This is a genomic window from Cellvibrio sp. 25HG11W-0, from assembly GCF_057815475.1.
In genome coordinates this window covers 4,862,396-4,884,652 of the sequence record NZ_CM174230.1, presented here as the reverse complement: position 1 = coordinate 4,884,652, position 22,257 = coordinate 4,862,396, and the positions used below count along the sequence as shown (strand labels likewise).

Here is a 22,257-nt window from a genome sequence, read left to right as displayed (position 1 = left end):
GCCACCCGGGCCGGAGCCCGGGATGGCCAGATTAGGTCAGCTCACAGCAGTTAGCTTAATAGCTTGCCGTGGCGCTGGCGCGAGTATGAGCAGTCTCCTCCGGCTGCAGGAGGTTAGCCGGTAGGTCAGTACTAACTGCAGTACCGTCCGCCGTGCGCGTTACCCAATGCCCTTTAATCTCTCCCAGTGCCAAGCGAGTTGGATTGCCGTTGATTTCAGGGCGTTGATAGACCACGGCCAGAGTGATTTCGGCTCCCTTAATTTGCTCCAGATGCAGCGCGACTTCTACGGTATCGAAGGGCATGGCCTCGCGTAAATATTCAACCCGTTGGGTGCTAATGATTAACTCACCCTGCATGCCGCGCGCGCGAAACAGCTCGGGCATTTTTTGCCAAAGGAGTTGATCCAGCAAGCGATTGGGCCATTTAAACGAATGGGCAAAGTAAAGGTTGCCAACAATATTGCTTTCTACCAAGGTGGTCGCGTTGGTACTTTTGCCAATGAGCGGCGAGCTGGGCACCAACAGTGGCGTCACGTTCGCTTGCGGCAAGTTGTGGTGCAGGCTTGCCAAAAATTCCCGCAAAAACTCAGGAAATGTTCCACCGCGAATCAAGCCATGGCCATAGACTTCTACCCAGCCAAAACGCTGGAAAGCTGTTCCTATCGGCTCTAGCTCCTGCTGGTTAACGCGATAAAAGGCGAAGCGCAGTACACAAGAGCCACTGGCGAGCGCCTCTACCCAGGTATGTGCTTCTACTACATCCAAAGCCGCTGCTTCACCCGTTAAGTTGACCCCTGCTTGCTCAGTCACCATGCCATAAAGCCCCGAATAAAGCGTTTCGCGTAGCGCGTCCTTGATGCCGGTGAGGGCTAATTCGCGCAGCCTACCCATCCAACTGGCCAAGGCATAACTGGGTACTTTTCCGCCCAGGCTACCGCTTTCATCAAATGGTATGACAAAGCGAGTCACCATACGGTCGGGGTTGCCGCGACGTAGACCAACGCTGTGGCTGCGAGGATCAATAAAGTCGTTATTGTCGTTATTGTCGTTATTGTCGTTATTGTCGTTGTTAAGGCTGTGCGCGCTTTGAGCTGTTGAATTCGGCCGGGGAGTTTCAGCCAGCTTGGTTTTAACCGGATCGGGCAAGGCAAATGCTAGGGCGCGACGCGGTCCGCGCGCGAGCGCAGCGACAAAGGAGATAACTCTATGTTGACCACTGCTAACTTCTAGCGCATCGCCCTGACGCCAGGTTAGTTCCAATGAATTACCCCAAGAGCCGGCTTTGAACAAAGCTTCGCCAATGGTCCAGGCCCGAGTAATAGCTAGATCTTTCTGATCACCGCCGGCGCGTAGTTTAATTGCCAGCGCCGCTAACTCAGGGCCAAGTAGAGCTGAATCGCGCTTGCAAATCGGCTCCAGATCACAGCCCAAGTCAGCCTTGTTAATTGCATCGCTGAGCAGTAGGCAGGCTTGCGAATCATGGGCAATTGCAACGGCTTCACCCTGGTTACCAGCAGGTTTTCCCGCTGGGTTCCAATTCAAGACCAGTTGATTCGTTTCCATGTCCAGTAAGGTTTGAACTTGCTGACGGCGTTCAACTTGAGCCAAACCATGCAGGCCGATCCACTTAAACATCAAGCTCGGCGGCGTCAAATGTCGTTCCCTACACAGTGTCTCTAAGCGGTTTCTTAAGCGTGTTTGATCCGCCTCGCCGGGGTTGAGAATCTCATTAAAATCGGGATGGTCTGGGTGGTGAGCGAGTACGCGCACTTCATAGCCGTCCATGGTTTCCAGCAACTGTCCCTGTGCGTTGACTACCATGACGCTGCCAAAGTGACTTTGCTCTGACGATGAATCTATGCTGGCAAAAACACGGCGGTCACCCGGGGCGTCTTGGTTTTGGTAGAGCTTAATACTCGCCAGTGCCACCGGTAAGGCATCATCCAAGGGAATCAAAACTTGCCCTGCTTGCAATTGCGTGTCGCGGAAGTAAGGGTCGCCTAATAGCCAGCGCTCTGCGTTTGCAGGCGCATCTTGGGTAGCGGAGTAAATCAATTTACGGGTAGCGGCGTGAGTGATTGTGTCCATTTTTTGAAAACGAGCACCCTGAAACAAGAGACCTCCGTAGAGATGTTCGCGCGGCAAGAGTGACTGACTGAGCTGTGGCAGTGCTGGTAAGTCGACTTGTTCACCAACCAGGATTTGGCCGAGATGGAAACTGGCCTTAAAGTGCGCCCGCGCAAAACCGGTCATGGCGGTGCGCACTTCGCAATCGACTATCCAGGGCTCGTTTTCACGCACTAGCGCGCGAATTTCTATTTGAGTTCCGCTTTCGCTCACGACTATGGGTGCAGGCAAGTGGATATGGGTAATCTCGACAAACTGAGCTTGCCCGCCGGTGGCAGCCCATGCTGCTTGAGCCATTGCCTCAAGGCCGAAGACCGTGGGGAAAAGATAAGAGCCACCAAACACATGATCCGCTAAATAGGGGTCACGCCCTAAGCTCAATGGCAGAGTGATGCGGAAATCTACGCCGGGCACACCGACGACCTTGCCGTCCAGGAAGCGCAAATCAGTTGCTGTGGCAAAACTTGCGGGCCAGGTTGTCAGGCCGTCGACATTGGCGGTGACAACGACTTGGCGAGTACCCGGATCAGATTGAATCAGAGACAAAAAGCGCGCGCAGCCGTCGCTGGGTGATAAAGCACCTATGCCCATACGCGCCAGGTTGGCCACACTGCCCAGTTTTGCGCCCATGCCAATTTCATCCCAAACACCATAGGCGATGCTTAAGGCATCAGTCTCTGGATGCGCTTCGTTAAAGGCTGCCAGTTCTAAATCTAAAGTTTCATTGGCAAAAGCATACCAAGCGTTGCCTACCATGCCGCTCACGCCAATGATTGAAGTAAAGGCGCAGAAGAGTCGCGGCGGTTGATGTTTTAAAGCCTGCAACAAATGGCGCGCGCCCAGCAGTTTGGGTGCCATTTCGGTCAGCGCTTCGGCGGCGCTTAGTTGCTCGGCGCGGCGCGGTTGATTGCGCCCCGCGCCGTGAATGACTGCCGCTATCTTGCCTTGCGTAGCTTCAATCGTCGCTATTAACTCGGCGACTGCATTGGCATCTGCTAGATCACAACACCAGTAGCGGGCCTCAATACCCTCTAAGGCCAGCTGGCCGAGATTGCGCAGTAGTTCGTCGTCTACTTTTTGCGGTGAAGTACTACCTACCAAGGCTAGGCGCACGCCTGTTGCACGCGCTAAGTGTGCGGCGCAGGCGGCGGTAATTCCGCGCGCGCCACCGGTGACCAGTACCAGTTCGCCGGCAACTAAGGGCGTGCGGCGCGGCTGCGAACTGGGCACTATAGGAAAGGCTTCAAATAGCCACTGGCCCGCCGCATCAATACCACGCGCAGAAAAGCCGGGCGCAGTGGGAGTGCAGCGAGTAATGACCTCCAGATCGATTCCGGTCGCAAGATCAATAAGACCAACCGCAAGCTGCGGGCGCTCTTGGGAAATAGAGCGCGCGAAGCCATGGGCGGCGCAAGCTGAACCGGCCTTGGATAAGCCAAAGCGACCATCTGTTGATTGAATAATCAGTAACGAACGCACACTGGGCGTTAAATGTTTTAAGCAGTTTGCGAGCTGTTCAACACGTGCACTTATTTCGCCAGTTAATTGCAGTATCACCAAATCAGGATCTGCTTCGACCAGACTTGCCCCTGCTGCCCTTAAGTGTTCACTTAGCCGTTGTGGCTCAGTGGCCAACAGCAGTATTCGCTGGCCGCGCACTTCAGCAGCCAAAGGCTCAGTTGCGCGAATAGCGCGCAAGCCAAAAGATCTCACCCAAGGCTGCGGACTCGAGGCTGGCGCAGCTGGCGCAGCTGGCGTTACTGCAATTGCTGTAGTTGCTGTAGTTGCTGTAGTTGCTGTAGTTGCTGTATTAGTTGTAGTTGCTAGTTGTGGGGCAACAAGGGGTGCAATTACCGACTTGCTCATTTGGGGCATGGCGGCGGTGAGCGCCGCACCAATTTCGGCAAGCGGATGATTGGACAATTGCGCTGGATCTATGCGATCGGCCACCTGTAATTGATTGGCTGCGCTGCTGATAATTTCACCAGCTTTGATGGAGTCCAAATTCAAGTCTTCGCGCAAGCGCAGCTCTGGGTGAACGCTGGCGCGCTCGAAACCAGTGCGCGCTACTACTAGATCAATCAGCAGCTCGGTAGCATCTATGCTGGGTGCAATCGGCTGTTGCTGAGCTGTAGCTGCGTAACTAGTAGCAGCATTCGGGCTAGCGGCAATGGTTTGATTCGCACCTGCTGCCGCCAGTGCCGCCGCAATTTCTTGCAGCGGATGATTGGATAATTGTGCCGGATCAATTCGCTCTGCAACGCCTAGTTGCGACGCTAGGCTAGCGATAATTTCTCCCGCTTTAATCGAGTCCAAATTTAAATCTTCACGTAAACGCTGCTGCGCAGAGAGGCTTTCTGCTGCAAAGCCAGTCCGCTCCACAACTAACTGCATAAGCTGCGCAACAATCTGCTGCACACTTATAGCTTGCGTGCTGGTCTGCCCCCCTGCGCTTGTAATCGGCGGATTTTTTTGTTCAAGACTGGGTGAGTTCGCCAATGAAGTTTCAATACTCGCACCCGCTGCCGCTAATGCATGGGCGATTTCTTCTAATGGATGATTCGACAATTGCGCTGGATCAATGCGGTCGGCTACGCCAAGTTGTTGCGCGCAGTTAGCGATAATCTCACCGGCTTTTATCGAATCTAAATTGAGGTCTTCGCGCAACCTTGCATTGTTAGCAATACTGGCGCTGGCGAAGCCGGTGCGCTGACTAATTTGATCAATCAACATATTCAAAATGGCTTGTACAGATGCCGCCGCGCGCATAGCTTGAGCCGCTAAAGAGCTGGCTGGCGTCGCTGTGTTGATGCTTTGTAAATGTGGTTGGGGTGAGTGTGAAATGCTCTCCTGTGACTTAAGCGCAAGTGTCGATCTAGAGAAGTCCTGCTGACTTTCGCAGGGGTTGACCAAAAAGTTAAGTTCCTGAGCCGCAATAAAAGGTCGTACAAACCGACCCGCATGCAGTTCTTGCCAATGCAGATTGGCACCGCGAATCCAGGCACTGGCGAGCACCGCGTGCAAGTCGGCACAGCGCCCAGCTTGCCCTTCAACTGGTAAACAGCGCGGGCCGCTGTGCCCAAGAATATTTTCAGCTAGACCGCTGAGCACTCTGCCTGCACCCACTTCAATAATGAACTCAGCTTCGGTAGCCAGGCGTTTTAGCAGGGCATCAAAGTTCACCTGCGAGCGCGCATGATCGGCAATATGATCCGCCAACCCGGTATGCAAATGTATATCAGCCACTGAAGAAAATACGGGAACCTGCAACGCTAAAGGAGTATTGGGCAGGCTGTTATCACTGCGCAATGCTAGCGCAGCTTCATCTACCAATAGCGAGTGAAAACCATTACTGACCGGAAGTCGCTTGGCTTTTATACCCGCCGCCGCTGCTTTGTCTTCAAGTGCGTTCAAGCCAGTAATATCGCCTGCCACCACCACTTGAGCAGGGCCGTTGATATTGGCAAGCGCCAGATAACCAGGCAAATTCTGGCATAGCTCTTCGACCTGCGCGGCGCTGGCAAGCAAGCTGGTCATACCGGCATTAGGCGTAGCGTCACTCGAAGACGTCATCAGTTGGCCGCGTTTGGCCGCGACAGTGATCAGCGCTTCGGGCGAAAAGGCGCCCGCGAGCGCCAAGGCACTGATTTCACCGAGACTATGTCCCGCTAAGGCGCAGGGTTTTAGGCCAAATTTGGCGAGCTTTTGCGCCCACAGCCAACTGCCAAAACAGAGCGCCGGTTGGGCAAACGCGGTTAGTGACAGTGTTTGTTGCGCCTGCAGGCGCCCCTCATTGTCGAGTGGATTCAAATTTGGATAAAGCTGACGGGCCAGATCGATGCCAGTTGCGTTTAGCGCTTGCGTAAAAAGTGCTTGGGCGCTGACGGCTAATTCTGGATCGCGCTCTAGCAGCCAGCGTCCCGTTTCCAGTTGCTGTGAACCTTGCCCAGGGCAGACAAAAGCGATACGCGCGGGATTGCTAATAAAATCTCTGCGGGCTTCAAGCCAAATTTCAGGGCCGTCGGCTTGTTGCGCACTCAATAAAAGCTCTAGTCGGCGCAGCAAGGTTTCTGGCGTATCAGCCAGAATAGCTGCGCGAATGGGCGCGCCTGCGGGCAGATTGGCGATCAATAGTGCCGATAAATCTGCCATTTCCGCCTGCGCCATTTCCGCTACTTGGGGCCGCAATGCCATTAATTGTTGCTGCAATCTAGCCAAACTCTGTTCGCCAAACACAAACAGTTCGCTGTCCTGTGCTGAGGCAAGCATGGCGGATTCAGCAAGTACAGGTGCAATGCGCGGATCGGGGCGCGGGCCGGAGCTCACCACCACGTGGGAGTTAATACCCCCGAAACCCATAGCCGAAACTCCTGCACTCAGAGTTTGCTCGGGCGCAAGCTGTGCTCCGCGCATCAAGGGATAGAGGCTTTTTGCGGATTCATAAAAAACCGGGTTGGGATCCTGGCAACCGCTGGTGGGCGGTAATATGCGCCGGTTTACGGCCATAACCGCCTTGATAAAGGCACCTACTCCCGCGGCAGCTTTGGTGTGCCCAAGAATAGACTTGAGCGAGGTAACTCCGAGCGGACGCCCTTCCACTTCCCCCACTACACTGGCGATGGCTTCCAGTTCTACCCGGTCGCCTACGGCGGTGCCGGTGCCATGACCTTCGACAAAATCCGGTCGCCCAGCGCGATCCCAAGCGGCTTTTATAGCGCGAGCTTGACCACTGACTTTTGGCGCGGTGATGGCGTTGCGGCCATCTGAGGATATGCCCCAACCGCGAATCACGCCATAAACTTCATCGCCAGCAGTTTCGGCATCTTCAAGGCGTTTTAATACTACAAAGCCGCAGCCTTCACCGGGGATAAAGCCATTGCCGCGTTTATCGTAAACGCGCATAGCGCTTTTAGTAAGCGCGCGGGTTTTCGCAAAACCGACCAGCTCGAAGGGATCCATACTGATGTCTACACCACCTGCAAGGCAGGCATCAACGCGTCGATCTTCCAGCGCTGTTGCGGCTGTTGCAACGGCTAAGAGTGACGATGAGCAAGCCCCATCGACAACATAACCACCGCCACCAAAATCGAAGTTGCCACAGATTCGACCGGCAATGGTGTTGGAGAGTGCACCAGCCAAGGTATCTTCATTAGTGGCGGGAAAGTGGCTGCGGAAACGTTCGCCCGCCGCATCTATTAACGGCTGCACCTGCGCGAGTGGAATACCCTGAGCGGCGACAGTTTCCTGTAACAACCGCTCTAAAAATGGCCAGCGCAAACGCATGGAGTTAGAGCGGGTGAACTCTCCCGTTAGGCTATTTCCTAAAATAACCCCAGTACGTGTCAGGGGCAGGCCGACGCCTTCGGCATATCCAGCATCACCAAGCGCTTTAGCGGCTACCTCAAGGGCGAGCCAATGGGCGATGTCAGTACTTAAATAAGTGGACCTAGGGACACGGCGCGCGGCCAAATCGAACACAAAACCATCGATAAATGCACCGAGTTGGCCATAGGTGCGATCTTCAACGCTCGTATTTGAGTCGTGGTAGAGCGCTGCGGGCATACGCTCTTCGCGAAATTGACGAAATGATTGGCGGCAGCTCAGGATGTTTTCCCATAATTCCTTGGGTGATCTTGCTCCTGGGTACCAACAACTCATGCCAATAACGGCTATATCTGTAGGTTTAGATGACATTTTCAATTTTCCTTTGGTGTCAACGCTTGGTGAAAGTAGGTGAGGCGGTGAAATAGGTTGTTACGGGTGAATTTAGAACCAGAAATGGCGCGCAAAATACACGCCAAAACGAATTTGACTAAATGCCCTCCTGTGCGGTGACCGCACTTTGGGCTCAGTTATTGACCAATTAATTTAAAAATCAGATTGTTATCTTTCGTTTTACTGCTATATTCTTTCGTTATGAAACTTAAGGCAAGTGATTTATGACCAAACGTAACACCCAACAGCGTCGCCGCGCCATTATTGACATACTCAATGAAACGGGCGAAGTCAGTGTGGAGCTCCTTGCCGAGCGCTTTTCCACTTCAGAAGTGACTATTCGCAAGGATCTCAGCGCCTTGGAAAGCAATGGTCTGTTGCTGCGCCGCTACGGAGGTGCGGTACTTTTGCCGCAGGAGTTGATCGCCGATCCTGCCAGTGAAAAGGTATCGGTACAAAAGCAAGCAATTGCCAAGGCCGCCGCGCAACTCATCCGCGAGCACAATCGCATAATTCTCGACAGTGGCAGCTCCACCACGGCTGCGCTCTTGCCGGAGTTATCCCACAAACAGGGATTGGTGGTCATGACCAACTCCCTCAGTATCGCCAATGCTCTGCGCGAGTTGGAAAACGAACCGACGATACTTATGACCGGCGGCACTTGGGATCCAAAATCCGAAGGCTTCCAAGGTCAGCTCGCTGAGCAGATTTTGCGCTCTTACAACTTCGATCAATTTTTTATCGGTGCCGATGGCCTAGATCTAGCGCGCGGCACTACCACCTTTAACGAGCTTTACAGTCTCAGCCGCGTCATGGCCGAAGTTGCGCGTGAAGTGATTGTGATGGCTGAGTCCGACAAAATTGGCCGCAAAATTCACAACCTCGAACTGCCTTGGTCGGCGATTAGTGTGTTGGTGACCGATAGTAATATCAGCGCGGCAGATAAACACCATATTGAACAGCAAGGCGTACAGGTAATCATCGGTTAACTCCCCTCCCATTGTTTAAGGGTTAGGGTGGTGTTGCATAAAAATTAAATTATTTTTCTTATAAGGAGCAAGTTATGTGTGGAATCGTAGGTGCAGTAGCACAGCGTGATGTAGTCGATATTTTGGTAGAAGGTTTGCGTCGTCTTGAGTATCGCGGTTATGACTCAGCCGGTGTTGCCGTGATAAATAGCAGCGGTGAACTGCAGCGTTTGCGTCGTTTGGGCAAGGTTAAAGAATTGTCCGATGCAGTACACAGCACCCCAACGCCCGGCGGAACCGGTATAGCCCACACGCGTTGGGCGACTCACGGTGAGCCGAGTGAGCGCAATGCGCACCCACACGTTTCCTGCGAACGCATTTCCGTTGTACACAATGGCATTATTGAAAACCACGCACCGCTGCGCGCGCAATTACAAGCAGATGGCTATGCATTTAGTTCCGATACTGACACCGAAGTGATTGCGCATTTGGTCGAAAAAGAATTAAAAACAGCAACGAGTTTATTAGCCGCCGTACAAACGGCAGTTAAACAATTGCACGGTGCCTATGGCACGGTACTGATGGACAAAAACGACGCCTCGCGCTTAGTCGTTGCGCGTTCGGGTTCGCCTTTGGTGATCGGCTTAGGGATTGGTGAAAATTTTATCGCTTCTGACCAGCTCGCGCTTTTGCCGGTAACCCGTCGCTTTATGTTTCTAGAAGAAGGTGACGTAGCGGAAATTACGCGTACCAGTATTCAAGTATTTGATAAAGATGGCGTTGCTGTTGAGCGCCAAGTTCACGAATCAACTGCCAGTTACGACGCTGGCGACAAGGGCCAATATCGTCACTTTATGCTCAAAGAAATTTATGAGCAGCCCAACGCGGTAATGAATACCTTAGAGGGCCGCCTAAGTAATGAATCGGTCATGGATGAAACCTTTGGCAATGGCGCCGCGGAATTATTCAAAAAAGTAAAACACATTCAAATCGTCGCCTGCGGCACTAGCTATCACTCCGCCATGGTTGCGCGTTACTGGTTAGAGTCGCTCGCCGGAATTTCCTGTAACGTTGAAATTGCCAGCGAATTCCGTTACCGCAAATCCTTTGTGCAACCCAACAGCATGGTAGTTACTATCAGCCAATCAGGTGAAACAGCGGATACACTGGCAGCACTGCGTTTGGCAAAAGAATTGGGCTATTTAGGCAGCCTAAGTATTTGTAACGTAGCAGGTTCTTCGCTGGTACGTGAATCTGATCTTGCCTTTATGACCCGCGCCGGTGCCGAAATTGGCGTAGCCTCTACCAAAGCTTTCACTACACAATTAGTGGGCTTGGCGATGTTGGTCTTGGCGGTGGGCAAATACAATGGTCTCAGCGCTGAACAACAAAAAGACATGGTCGCTGCGCTCAAAAGCTTGCCCGCAAAGTTAGAAGAGTCATTGCAGTTAGCAACACAAATTGAAGCACTTGCAGAAGAGTTTGCGGATAAACACAACGCCCTCTTCCTCGGTCGTGGCGATCAATACCCCATCGCAATGGAAGGCGCACTCAAGCTCAAAGAAATTTCTTACATTCACGCCGAAGCCTATGCAGCGGGCGAACTAAAACACGGTCCCCTCGCACTGATTGATGCCTCTATGCCCATCATAGTCGTAGCGCCCAACAACGACCTCTTGGAAAAATTAAAATCCAACGTCGAAGAAGTGCGCGCGCGTGGTGGAATCCTCTATGTATTCGCTGATGTAGACGCAAAATTTGAATCCGATGACACAATGCGTGTCATCAATGTACCTCACACCCACCCGTGGTTGGCACCGATTCTCTACACGCTGCCGCTGCAATTGCTGAGCTACTACGTGGCGATTATTAAGGGAACGGATGTTGATCAACCGAGGAATCTAGCTAAATCAGTTACTGTCGAATAGCTAACTAACTAGTAAGTCGGCAAAATGCCCTATATACTAAGGCAAGTTGCCGTTTTACCAGTCGAGGTTTGTTATGGCAGTGCAATACAGTGAATTTACACCTGAAAAAGCCAATAAAGGAGTATCTGCCCGGGTTATGGCGCGGGTGGGCTCAATCCTTCATATTGGGCTTAAAACACCGTTAGACGTAGTACGAGTTAGCCGCGAAGGCATAGTCACATCGGCGGTAGATTTGTTGGTAGATCAAGGCTTCAACCGGCGCGATCTGGATTGGATTATTCCCCTGCGCACCCTTACCCATCGCCGTGAAAAGGGCCAAAAACTCACTACCGATGAAACCGAGCGCTGGCTGCGGGCGGCGAAAATATCCGCGCTTGCACAAGAGGTTATAGGAGCAGAGAAAGCCATGGCTTGGCTGCACAAACCGCGCAAAATGTTTGATGGTTTATCGGCAATGGAGTTGATTAAAACCGAGCCGGGTGCGGATCTCGTTGAAGAGACGCTGATTCAATTAGATGAAGGCTATTTCGCCTAATACTCAAAATATCCCCGTACCGGGAAGCACGTCCTTATGAAATTATGGAGAATCAGTAACTATGCCGATTTGCTGGGCAAAGGCGGCCTTAAGGCATCTGGGCGCTGGCACAATCGCGGCATACCTATAGTCTACTTATCGGAAAGCCCCGGCTTAGCCATGTTGGAAGTGTTGGTTCATTTTGAATTGGACCTCAGCGAAATTCCTGAGCAATACCAATTGTTGGAAGTTGACTACAGCAAACGAACAGGAATGGCGCATCTGCATAAAAATGCTCTGCCTGATTACTGGCGAGAAGATCTTGAACTCACCCGCGCTATAGGCGATGAGTGGCTCATGGGCAGCAGCTCTTTATTACTGCGTGTTCCCAGTGCTGTGGTTCCCCATAGCTATAACTACCTATTTAATCCGCGCCATACAGCCGCCTGCGATGCAGACATTATTAGTGCACAGCTGCATCCTTTTGACGCGCGACTTTTATCCTAGAAATGAGCAACAATAACAATAGTTGTAGCGACTATTTCATTGCCTTAAATCAGCGGTTTTATTTTCAGCCTCTCGTTAAATTGCCACAGTGTAGAATTATTTTACAGGCTTAGTCTAAGCCTGCTGATCACCCATCAAACTCTTCGTGAGTCATTAAGGATTCTCTATGACACCTCAGCCGTTGCGCACCTATACCATATCTACAGGTGAATTTACGCTGCTTATCGCTTTGCTTATGTCCATCGTGGCTATTTCTATTGATGCTATGTTGCCGGCTTTAGGTGTGATTAGTCACGACTTGGCATTAGAGAATCCAAATAAAGCACAACTCATCGTGAGTGCCCTATTTTTTGGTATGGCGCTTGGGCAGTTAATTTGTGGGCCTTTGTCTGATGCCTTGGGGCGCAAGAAAGTGCTCTATGTGGGCATAGGCTTGTTTATAGTCGGCAGTTACATTTGCTATACAGCGACAGACCTTAATATGATTTTGTTGGGGCGATTCATTCAAGGCTTAGGTGTTGCAGGGCCTTATATTTCGGCGATTTCCATAGTGCGCGATCAATTTAGCGGGCGACAAATGGCGCGTATCATGTCGCTGGTGATGATGATTTTTATTATGGTGCCCGCGCTGGCCCCTGCGATTGGGCAGGCGATTTTATTTTTTGCGAACTGGCGTTTCATTTTCATTTTCTATATTGGCTATGCGCTCTTGATTAGCTTATGGATATTTTTTCGTTTGGAAGAGACACTTCCAAAAGATAAGCGTATTGCTTTTAATACCACGAGTTTCATCGCCGGATTTAAAACGGTGATGACCCATAGGGTGACAATTTGTTATACGGTTTGTATGGGGTTATTTTTCGGGAGTTTTATAGGCTATCTAAACTCAGCACAACAAATTTTTCAGAATCAATTTCACACTGGTGAGTTATTTGCGCTTTATTTTGGTTTGCTTGCCTTGGTGTTTGGTATTTCATCGCTGGTGAATTCACGTCTGGTTGAAACGCTTGGAATGCATCGCATTAGCCAGTTAGCAGCGCGTGCGATTGTAATTTCTTCAGCCTTATTTTTGGTGTTGCACACCTTAGTTGAAATTCAGCTATGGATGTTTCTTATTTATGGTTCAGCATTATTTTTTGCCTTTGGTTTAATATTCGGAAATCTCAATGCCATTGCGATGGAGCCTATGGGGCATATTGCGGGTATAGCCTCTGCAGTCATAGGGTCTGTGTCCAGCATACTGTCTATGGTGCTGGGGACTTATATAGGCCAGTTGTATAACAACACACTTATTCCCGTAACAAGTGGGTTTTTAATACTTGGATTGGTATCTATAGGTTTTATGTGGCTGGGTGATAGAGGGCGAGTAATCTATTCAGAGGATGCGGACGTCAATAGCCAGTAAAATAGAAAAAAGGGGGTCTGTGTTTCACCTTAGAAAAAAAGCGCGATCAACAAGACCCCCTTACCTTTAGTGCGTTTTAAATGCTTGACGTGCAAGAAGCAGCCACTTACCTTTTTGCTTTTTCCAAATCAACATGACGCCAATGGCGACTTCTCCCGGCTCGCCACGATTATTGGTAGTGGCAACCAATATATGCCTAACAATGGCAATATTGTCGATCACGCTAGTAGTTTGATCATTAAAGCTCATGGTCACGAAATCTGATTCGCCAGTGACAATCTTTGCGATAAATTCTGCTTGGTCTTCAACATGCCCACCGGAGTGGCCGTAGCTTAAGTCAGCACTTGTTAGGCTTTTGAGTACAGCTGCATCAGCCGTAATCATGGCTTTGCGCAATAACTCGACCTGTGAATTTACGGCGTTAATGTCACTATCTACTTTTTTGTTAGCACTGGCCCATGAGCTTAGGCTTAAAAGAATAGCAAGTGTGATTGCGAGTGATTTATGCATGGGTTGTCCTCTGGATGAATGAGTTATTGTAAATTTACTGAAATTACGTTTATCTGTTAGTACGAAACAGTATTGCTCAGTGTATCTCGATTAAAGGTGTTTTAATTAATCGCTCTCCTATGCCAAATAAACTTTTTGTTTCTTGATCAACCATAAGTGCTTTGATAGATCGCTTAGTGACACTGGGCATAAGCACCCATGACACACCTTTATCGTTCGAGTAAATAATCTCCCCTTGGCGCGAAGGGATATAAAGTATGTTGCTGTGGGTATCTTCTACTAGTGCCCGTAAATTTCCCCGCGCAGGATTTGTGATAGCAGCCCAGTGTAGGCCTTCATCGATAGAGCGTAGTAGCAAACCATTGGTGCCAGTGGCAATGAGAATTTTAGGGTCGCTGGTGGTATTGAGGTGTAAAATTCCTTCGCTGGTGTCTAATGAGGGGGCTTGCCAAGTAGCACCTGAATTGCTCGATACCAGAAGCGTACCTTTACTACCGCCAATAATAAGATGCTGAGTAGTGGCGACTATTGCTTGTAAATTATTGAGCGTGCCGGACATTAGTGTTTGCCAATTTACGCCATCGCTGGATTGTTGAATGCGCCCGTGTTGACCAATGGCGTAAAATTTCTGGCGAGAATTATCATAGAGCCCGTTAAACAATTGTTTATCGGTTGCTATATTGCAGCGTGCCCATTGCGTACCACCATCGAGTGAATATTGGCTGTAGCCAGGGCCAGCGAGTGCGACAAGGGTGCCGCGTTGGTTACCAATTAGCTGATGAAAATAGCCTTCTGCAGAGTTGCTCAGCGCGAGTCGTACTTGCCAATTTTTTTCAGCGCCAGTCGTTTGCAATATGGTGCCGGGAGGGCCAGCAGTAACCTGAGTGTTAAATTTCTTATCATGGATTAAAGAGAAAAAATAATCTTCTTCCGTAACAGCAGCATTAAGTGGCTGCCAATTTTCGCCCTGTTGATCGGCTGTCATGAGTAGCCCGCGTGCGCCCACAATTGTTTTGTGTTGCTGCGTATCGATGCCGATAGCGTGAATAAAATCAGCAATAGGGTGTTGGACAACTTGCCAGGCTACATCTGGCTGGCTCGATGAAATGATTAAGCCATTGGGGCCAAAACCATAGAGTTGTTGATGGGTTTGCACCAGCAGTTCTATATCTGCCTTGAGCGGGCTGGGCATTCTGGTCCAGATGCGACCGCCATCTGTTGCATGCAGCAGAACACCTTGATTACCGGCGATCATGATACTGTGATTCTCGGGGCTATATGTTGCCTGATTGAGATAGTCATTAGCTTTATAAACCGGTGCCCAAAGTAGGCCAAAGTCATCGGAAATTAAAACCTCACCGTCGCTGCTTAATAAAATAAGTGTCTTATGTTCTGGGTCATAGGTTATTCCACTTAAATAGGCACGGGTGCCTGTATCTATCAACTCCCACTGTTGTAAATCATTTTGGCTGCGATAAATTTTCCCGTCGCTTGCTATGGCTAAAATAATATTGTTCGGTAGAACCAATAACTTATTAAATCCTACATCTGTAGCCGTTATGAGTTGTTGCCAGCTTGTTCCCCCATCGTGCGACGACATTAAGAGTGAATTTGTACCCGCTAATATCAGTGCTTGTTGATTGGGTAAAACTGCAAGAGCAGTAACATTGCCTGCAAATCCCAGCGTGCGCTGTTCCCAGTGTAGATCTTTAGCATTTATTTGCAGCAGTTGATTGCCGTTGCCTGCTGCTATCCAACGCTGATGATCCGCATCGTAGCCAACGCTCAATAGATCTTGTGTATGCGCTGTTTTTAAGCGCTGCCAGGTTTCACCTGCATCTTGTGATACAGCGATTAAACCCAGCTCACCTACGGCCATAAACTGGTGGCCGTCGGCGGAGCTTGCCACCGCTAAAAAATTATCGACTATGCCATCAGTCTTTGCTCTATACCAACCAGCTGAGTTGGTTGTCGACTTAAGAATAACCCCATCGCTTGCTACCACTATATGTACATCGCCATGTTGCATAGCAGCAAAATAGGTAGGATTGAGAACCCCGAATTGCGCGCCAGTGAGTAGCGATCTCGGTGTATTCGTTGTGATTTCAGGCGACTCTTTAGGTGTACAGGCATTGAGCAAAAACGATAGGCAGCCTGCAATTAAAAAAAGTGAGTATTTGATTCTTATTGTTTGAATAACCATAAGTGACTCTTAGAGAATTTAAGGTGATTTTTTATAGGTTTTATTCTTATGAAATACAAATATATGAATTTGGGCGTCTAGCGCAAATAGTAAATAAGATTTTTGTCGCTTTTATGCGCTCATAGTTGGGATTAGGGTACGTTAATTGGTCAGCCAATATGGAAAATATACCTCCTGCTGTAAAAATGTGTGTACCAACATTGGTTTTACCAAAAAAATACATATAAATGCTACAAAAGTACACATTTTGGTAATACCAATATAGACAAATTAAAACTTCAGATTAATATCGCACTGTTGTAACCACTAACGCCCAATCCCTGGGCAAGTCGCAGAGTGTGCTTTTAGCTTTTCAGCTGATGTAGAGGCAAAACCTGCTCCTTTCTGATGTACATTTTTAGTTTGGAGATCAAAATGTTTAAAAAAATAATCATAACAGCAGCATTAATTGGCGTTACAGGTTTAGCCTATGCAGCATCAAATCGCCCTAGTGGCTATGTGACTATCTGTAAAAGTGATGAAACCTGTTCTGTCGCCAACTCAACCAATGTGGCTTTTGGCGCAGCCGATAAATTCGTTTACAAGGTTATTAAAGGAAGCTTCAAATGTTCGGTGGCAACCTTTGGATCAGATCCTATCCCGTCAAAATCTACTAAAGAGTGTTCTATCCCTTCTGGTAGCACCGGTGGTACAACGAGTTCTACAAGTTCAACTACGTCAACAGCAGCTAGCTCTACAGCCGCTACCACTGGAAGCAGTGCAGAATGTAAAGCAGGAGCGACCATTTCAAACAAAACAGTAGATTGTGGCGGAAAAACCATAGGCCTTACTTGCCCAGGTGATGGTGAAGGTCAGCCAGCAGTGATCAACCTCGTAAATGCCACCATTAAAAACGTACGTATTGCAGCAAATGGCGGCGCTGATGGCATTCACTGCGATAGCGGTACTTGTCGCGCAGAAAACGTGGTGTGGGAAGATATTTGTGAAGATGCTGCCTCTTTACTTAGCAGCGGTAAAAAATTCACCGTATCTGGCGGTTCTGCTTATAACAGCACGTCAGGTGCAGGTGGCAAGCCCGATAAAATCTTCCAACACAATTCTAAGAACTCGACTTTTGAAATCACCGGCGGTTTTACGGCTAAGGGTGTAAACGGTAAGTTATGGCGTTCTTGTGGCAACTGTTCTAGCAATGGTGGCCCACGTTACTTGACGATCAATAATGTCACTATCGACGGTACTATCGGCAGCATTGCCGGTGTTAACGGCAACTTTGGTGATGTGGCCACTATTCGTAACTTAAAAATTAAGGGTTATAAATCTGGTTCACCCAGTGTTTGTGAAGAGTTTAAAGGCGTGCAAAAAGGTAGCGAATCTACCAAGATTGGCGAGAAATGGAATACCACTGCTTGTAACGTAAGCAAGTCTGATGTGACTGCTTTCTAATAGTGATAGTGCGTTGAAGAAGCCCCGCAGGTAACTGCGGGGCTTTTTTTATGGGCTTAATCAGGAGCGCGATCTACTGGCGTTAAATCAGCGGCACTAAAAGCGATAGATTCGGGTCGTTTTATAGACGCGCGTCTCACATTGGTAATACATCTGGTTTACCAGAGTGGCAGATGGTTATAGGATATCCTTGCTGTAAACGTCCATAATCCTGTGGGCACAAGACGCAGTCAGTGCTTTTAACCTTAAGGTTAAAGCGGTAGCAAAACCTGCACCCTGCTGATTTTTTATTGTAAGGAGATTTACATGTTCAAAAAAATAATGATAACAACCCTCTTAGTAGGTATATCAGGTTTGAGTTTAGCCGCATCTAACCGCCCAAGTGGTTATACGACTATTTGTAAAATTGACCAAACTTGTACAGTGTCGGGCTCGACTAATGTGGCTTTTGGGGCATCCGGTAAGTTTGTCTACAAAGTGCTAAGTGGCAGTTTTAGCTGTTCTGTGTCCACTTTTGGTTCAGATCCCATTCCCTCAAAATCGGTAAAAGAATGTTCTATATCAAAATCGGGTTCAGGCTCGGGCGGCACCACTAGTTCAACACCACCCACAAACAGTTCAAGTAGTTCGAGTGGCTCCACTAACACCGGTGGCAGCTCTGAATGTAAAGCGGGCGCGACTATCTCCAACAAAACGGTAGATTGTGGTGGTAAAACCATAGGTTTAAGTTGCCCAGGTGATGGTGAAGGTCAACCAGCGGTAATTACCCTAAAAAATGCCACTATTAAAAATGTGCGTATTGCTGCCAATGGCGGTGCTGATGGTATTCACTGCGATAGCGGTACCTGCCGCGCAGAAAATGTCGTTTGGGAAGATATTTGTGAAGATGCGGCATCCTTATTGAGTAGTGGTAAAAAGCTAACGATTTCAGGCGGTTCTGCGTATAACAGCACCTCAGGCCCAGGCGGTAAGCCGGATAAAATTTTCCAGCACAATTCAAAAAATTCTACTTTTGAAATTACGGGTAACTTCACCGCTAAGGGCACCAACGGCAAACTCTATCGCTCGTGCGGAAATTGCTCAAGTAATGGCGGGCCACGCTACGTTAATATTAACAATGTGACTATCGATGGCAGTATTGGCAGTATTGCGGGTGTAAATGGCAATTTTGGCGATGTGGCGACAATACGTAATTTGAAAATCAAAGGATACAAATCAGGTTCGCCAAAAGTGTGCGAGGAATATAAAGGTGTACAGAAAGGTAGTAGTTCTACAAAAATTGGTGAAAAGTGGAATACATCAGCATGTAATGTCAGCAAGTCTGATGTGAAGGCATTCTAACCCTTAATAAATATCTGGATACTTTAAACCTCTCTGGCGACAGAGAGGTTTTTTTATGGGTGAGCGTTATAAACAATGTGGTTTATTAATTAACTTGCCAGCCAGCCTTCAGGCTATTCCACATCTGATCAAATTGGTTTTGCTCGTATTCACGCAGTTGATTAAATTGCTCTTCGCTAAGATTTGTACGTGCATCGCGTAAATAATTATCTTTATAATCGTGCAGTGATTGGCGTAGTTGTTCGATTAGGTATTTCTTTTCTTCAGGTGTTGCATTGGCAATTGCCTGACTTTCACCTTCTAGCATATCGGCAAAGGCCTTCTTTTGTTCCAATTTATTCAGGAGTAGCGCATTGCGCTTGTCTTGGCCTACTTTATTGCCATCACCGAGCGTGTCGTAAAAATTTTCCATTTGATACTGCTCAAAAGCGGAGTCTTTCAAGAGTTCATATTTACCGACTTCTTCAGGTTTTAAGAGTGCCGCGATACGTCTATCGACATCGGCCAACATAGTTTGTTGCTTGCGAATATTGTCCTGTAATTCAGTGTCTGTGGAAAAGTAATCGGAAAAATTTGCACCCAGAATACGCTCCCGTTCAATTAATAGTTGGCGCAACTGATCTTGTGCGTAGGAGGAAAGCGAGAGCGAACTTAAAAGCAGCGAATATTTTTTGTCTATGGCGCGATTGATATTTTCCTCTTGAATTGCGGCTATTTCTCCGGTTTGGTTGTTGGCCGCTGCGGTTGTCGATGTAACCTTGTTTTGGGTATCTAGGGGATGATTATTTAGCGGCGTATTCACCTTTCCAGACCTAAAGATCATTAAGGCTTCAAGCTCGTCCAGTTTTCGCTGAAAATCTTGGCGCTGGCTTTCCAATGCAAGCTCATAGTTGTCTTCCTGAATTTTCTTTTCAACTAAGAGCGTATCGTAATTCAGGTAAAGCATGATATGCCGCACGCCGAGTAGCACCAATAAGGCGCTTAACACTAAAAGGTATTTTTTCATCTTATATTTATCCTGTGCTTGAACCATTGTGTATAAATTATTGTTATAAACCAAGGAGCAGACTGGATAAAGACTATAACCTATTTTTAACAAGTGAAATGTTGATTGCCACCAAAAATATAAGGATTCCCTTCCTGCTTTATTGCAGTAACATAATATTGGATTCTGGAAGGTAGCAGTCTACTTCAAGTGTCCCTTTTTGCGGGTTAAAGGCAGATGTCATGACAAATGGATTGGTGCGTTTCAGCGCAATAGTTTCAAGCCCCGTTGCAAATTGATATGCGTAAACGGCAGATTCATGGCAGCGTGCGCCGCGAATAAAATAAATGCCTACCGCATCGACATTCAACAAATAGCTATTTTTGGTGAACGAGGAGTTTATTTTGGTTAAAGCATCATCCTTCAGCTGTAATTTCCACAGCCCATTTTCGCTCAAGTATTGAAAATAGACATTCCCCTGATGCTCTACTGCAGAGGCGAGCGAACCAAAGGTCAACTGTTTTTGCTGCTGCGTGTTCAAATCCAAGCGCCACAAATTGCGGGCCTCGCCATTGCGCTTCAAGAATAGCAATTGGTGTTCAGTAGGATCATAAGCCAAAGGTTCTGCTTCATCGCCTGCATCTACTAAAAGTTGGGTTTCAGCAGTAAGAAAATGGTAGCTATAAAGGAGAGTGCCAGCACTGTAGGCCAGTGCATCGCCATGCGGTGACCAAATAATAGCGCCAACTCTTTTGCTAAGGGGAATATTGGTTAACTGTAGTTCCTTGTCGTTTTCTATGAGCCACAGTTGAAGTTGATTATTGCGTACCGATGCGTAAACCACTTTTTCACCATCGGGAGAAAAATGGGCCGCGTAATTTAAATTAGTATTCTGTGTGATCGTCTCTTTTTCACCCGTGGTGTCTAGGTGATTAATATTGGCGCTGCGTGTTTCTTCCGTATAAAAAATAGCGTTTCCGTCGGGTCGAAAATGCGGTTGAGAGAATTCTTTATCTTGTGAGTCTGCGAGCGGAATGGCGAGCTGTTGTCCATCAGTATAAAGTGTCAACAATTTACGTTCATCTTCGGCATATACCAAAATACCGCTGCCGTCGGGTATCCAGCTAATATCGGCAGATGCAACATCCAATTGCCAACGACTAATGCGCTGCTGTTGTTGGTTTAAAAAATCAATTTGAATTAAATTACGATGCTGACTGGCAATTGCTGTCTGCTGTTGTTGAATACTGCTGGCTATTATATTAGCTCCGCCTTCTACTTCATCGAGCATGCTTAACTGTTGATTTAATAGTGAATATCTATAGCGTGCACTGGTCGAATTAGGGCCTTGTTTCGCTACTATCTCCAGCGTATTTTCATCCCACCAGCTCACACTAAAAACGCGTCCATGCCACTGGCTTAGTTGTTGCTTTTCCAGTAGCAGATTTTTTTCAACATCTATAGAAAATATATGGAAAGCATAGAGATCATTCGATTGATCGTAAAAGCCTGCCTCTTGCGCTTGACCGTCGCGCTGTTTACGTTCCAGTGCCACTAAGTTTTTTCCGGTGGGTGACCAGGCCAGCCTCAACCAAGAATCCTCACTCTTAGCCAAGTGCCAATCTTTACCGGCTTCATTGCGAATAAGGATCTCACTCTCAGCTTCTGCCGTTGCAGAGTTATGGTTGCGGGCGCGAATATAGGCCACATGACGATTATCGGGATGAGGCTCTGCACCGCGTTCGTGACCTGTTTCGTTGGTATAGCCCTGAGCAGTAGTAAAATGGGTTTGGTGATTTTTAATAACGGGGGCATAGCGCTGCATCATTAGGTAGTAACCTAAAATTGCACATACACTCATAACGCTAAAAAGACTAAAGGTTTGAGCGCGGGTTAGGCTTAGCTGCGGCAACCTTGGCAGTTTATTTGGTGTATCAACATCTCCTGTACTAAAAGCAGCGTCATCCTCGGTCAAAAATTGCGGCTCAAGTTTGAGTTGATAGCCGCGCTTGGAGTAGTGAGCGATGATTTCGCGCTCACCGAAAAACTCAGCAAGTGCGCTACGCAGCGCATTGATACTTTTTTGTACGGAACCCTGGGTCACTATGCGGCCTTGCCACAAGCGTTCCATTAATTCCTCACTGCTGATAACTCGTGTGTAATTCAGTGCAAGATAGTGGAGTACAGCCATGACTTTGGGCTGTAACTTTAGCGTGCTGTCTGCAAGTACAAGAGTATTGTGCGATGGTGATACCGCTACAGCCTCGAGTTTGAAGCTGTGTTCATTATTTTCGCTTACCACTGAGTACAACCCTGTGCGCTGGGCATCATTTTTTTATTAGACATTTATTAACTCCGTACTTATTAGAAAACTCACGGAAGAAAGTATGATTGACAGCTTAATTTTGCAAGAAACAACACCGGTATTACAAGTATTACGCTAGCAATGAAAAATTATATCTTATTGATATATATAGAATTATTTTTTGGTAAGCGAAAGGTAAGCGACAGGTTTTACTATGGTCAGTCACTTTTTCAGCCGTTGCAATATATTTACATCACGGCCATTCATTCAGAATTTGGAATGGTGCCAGTAGAACCATAACCCAC

Annotated in this window: 12 protein-coding genes; 7 read left to right on the top strand and 5 right to left on the bottom strand. The window is 48.2% G+C overall.

Annotated features, from left to right (window positions below; all coding sequences use genetic code 11):
* Positions 1-55 precede the first annotated feature (55 nt).
* Positions 56-7,822, bottom strand: a complete 7,767-nt coding sequence (locus tag AC0KUT_RS20450; protein WP_488832464.1) for an SDR family NAD(P)-dependent oxidoreductase — start codon at positions 7,820-7,822, stop codon at positions 56-58.
* Positions 7,823-8,067: 245 nt separating this feature from the next.
* Here AC0KUT_RS20450 and AC0KUT_RS20445 point away from each other — a divergent pair, with 245 nt between their 5' ends.
* The 5 genes from AC0KUT_RS20445 to AC0KUT_RS20425 all read left to right on the top strand — a co-directional run bounded on the left by AC0KUT_RS20445 (position 8,068) and on the right by AC0KUT_RS20425 (position 13,165).
* On the top strand, positions 8,068-8,832 hold the full coding sequence (locus AC0KUT_RS20445; protein WP_488832463.1) for a DeoR/GlpR family DNA-binding transcription regulator: 765 nt from the start codon (positions 8,068-8,070) through the stop codon (positions 8,830-8,832).
* Between the two features lie 74 nt (positions 8,833-8,906).
* Entirely contained in the window at positions 8,907-10,739 is a 1,833-nt protein-coding gene (gene glmS, locus AC0KUT_RS20440; RefSeq protein WP_488832461.1) for a glutamine--fructose-6-phosphate transaminase (isomerizing), read from the top strand.
* 73 nt (positions 10,740-10,812) lie between these two features.
* On the top strand, positions 10,813-11,274 hold the full coding sequence (locus AC0KUT_RS20435; RefSeq protein ID WP_488832460.1) for an Xre family toxin-antitoxin system antitoxin: 462 nt from the start codon (positions 10,813-10,815) through the stop codon (positions 11,272-11,274).
* A gap of 36 nt (positions 11,275-11,310) precedes the next feature.
* Entirely contained in the window at positions 11,311-11,760 is a 450-nt protein-coding gene (locus AC0KUT_RS20430; protein ID WP_488832459.1) for an RES family NAD+ phosphorylase, read from the top strand.
* Positions 11,761-11,926: 166 nt separating this feature from the next.
* Positions 11,927-13,165, top strand: coding sequence for a multidrug effflux MFS transporter (locus AC0KUT_RS20425; RefSeq protein WP_488832457.1), 1,239 nt, complete (start codon positions 11,927-11,929; stop codon positions 13,163-13,165).
* A 66-nt stretch (positions 13,166-13,231) separates the two neighbouring features.
* Here the strand turns inward: AC0KUT_RS20425 and AC0KUT_RS20420 are convergent, their stop codons facing one another.
* A complete protein-coding gene (locus tag AC0KUT_RS20420) occupies positions 13,232-13,675 on the bottom strand; it encodes a nuclear transport factor 2 family protein (RefSeq protein WP_488832455.1) in 444 nt (147 codons plus the stop codon).
* Positions 13,676-13,751: 76 nt separating this feature from the next.
* Positions 13,752-15,878, bottom strand: a complete 2,127-nt coding sequence (locus AC0KUT_RS20415; RefSeq protein ID WP_488832453.1) for a YCF48-related protein — start codon at positions 15,876-15,878, stop codon at positions 13,752-13,754.
* 414 nt (positions 15,879-16,292) lie between these two features.
* Here AC0KUT_RS20415 and AC0KUT_RS20410 point away from each other — a divergent pair, with 414 nt between their 5' ends.
* Complete coding sequence (locus AC0KUT_RS20410) at positions 16,293-17,321, top strand: pectate lyase (protein ID WP_488832452.1); 1,029 nt, start codon at positions 16,293-16,295, stop codon at positions 17,319-17,321.
* A gap of 306 nt (positions 17,322-17,627) precedes the next feature.
* Positions 17,628-18,662: a pectate lyase gene (locus tag AC0KUT_RS20405; RefSeq protein ID WP_488832451.1), complete on the top strand. Its 1,035-nt coding sequence runs from the start codon at positions 17,628-17,630 to the stop codon at positions 18,660-18,662.
* A gap of 85 nt (positions 18,663-18,747) precedes the next feature.
* Here AC0KUT_RS20405 and AC0KUT_RS20400 read toward each other — a convergent pair whose 3' ends face one another.
* Entirely contained in the window at positions 18,748-19,668 is a 921-nt protein-coding gene (locus AC0KUT_RS20400) for a hypothetical protein (protein ID WP_488832449.1), read from the bottom strand.
* A gap of 139 nt (positions 19,669-19,807) precedes the next feature.
* Positions 19,808-21,838: a winged helix-turn-helix domain-containing protein gene (locus tag AC0KUT_RS20395; protein ID WP_488832448.1), complete on the bottom strand. Its 2,031-nt coding sequence runs from the start codon at positions 21,836-21,838 to the stop codon at positions 19,808-19,810.
* Positions 21,839-22,257 lie beyond the last annotated feature (419 nt).

Coding starts and splice junctions, on each gene's coding strand:
- AC0KUT_RS20420 (WP_488832455.1), bottom strand. CDS start 13,675: ATGCATAAATCACTCGCAATCACACTTGCTATTCTTTTAAGCCTAAGC.
- AC0KUT_RS20410 (WP_488832452.1), top strand. CDS start 16,293: ATGTTTAAAAAAATAATCATAACAGCAGCATTAATTGGCGTTACAGGT.
- AC0KUT_RS20425 (WP_488832457.1), top strand. CDS start 11,927: ATGACACCTCAGCCGTTGCGCACCTATACCATATCTACAGGTGAATTT.
- AC0KUT_RS20430 (WP_488832459.1), top strand. CDS start 11,311: ATGAAATTATGGAGAATCAGTAACTATGCCGATTTGCTGGGCAAAGGC.
- AC0KUT_RS20400 (WP_488832449.1), bottom strand. CDS start 19,668: ATGAAAAAATACCTTTTAGTGTTAAGCGCCTTATTGGTGCTACTCGGC.
- AC0KUT_RS20445 (WP_488832463.1), top strand. CDS start 8,068: ATGACCAAACGTAACACCCAACAGCGTCGCCGCGCCATTATTGACATA.
- AC0KUT_RS20450 (WP_488832464.1), bottom strand. CDS start 7,822: ATGTCATCTAAACCTACAGATATAGCCGTTATTGGCATGAGTTGTTGG.
- AC0KUT_RS20405 (WP_488832451.1), top strand. CDS start 17,628: ATGTTCAAAAAAATAATGATAACAACCCTCTTAGTAGGTATATCAGGT.
- AC0KUT_RS20435 (WP_488832460.1), top strand. CDS start 10,813: ATGGCAGTGCAATACAGTGAATTTACACCTGAAAAAGCCAATAAAGGA.
- AC0KUT_RS20415 (WP_488832453.1), bottom strand. CDS start 15,878: ATGGTTATTCAAACAATAAGAATCAAATACTCACTTTTTTTAATTGCA.
- glmS (WP_488832461.1), top strand. CDS start 8,907: ATGTGTGGAATCGTAGGTGCAGTAGCACAGCGTGATGTAGTCGATATT.
- AC0KUT_RS20395 (WP_488832448.1), bottom strand. CDS start 21,838: ATGGCTGTACTCCACTATCTTGCACTGAATTACACACGAGTTATCAGC.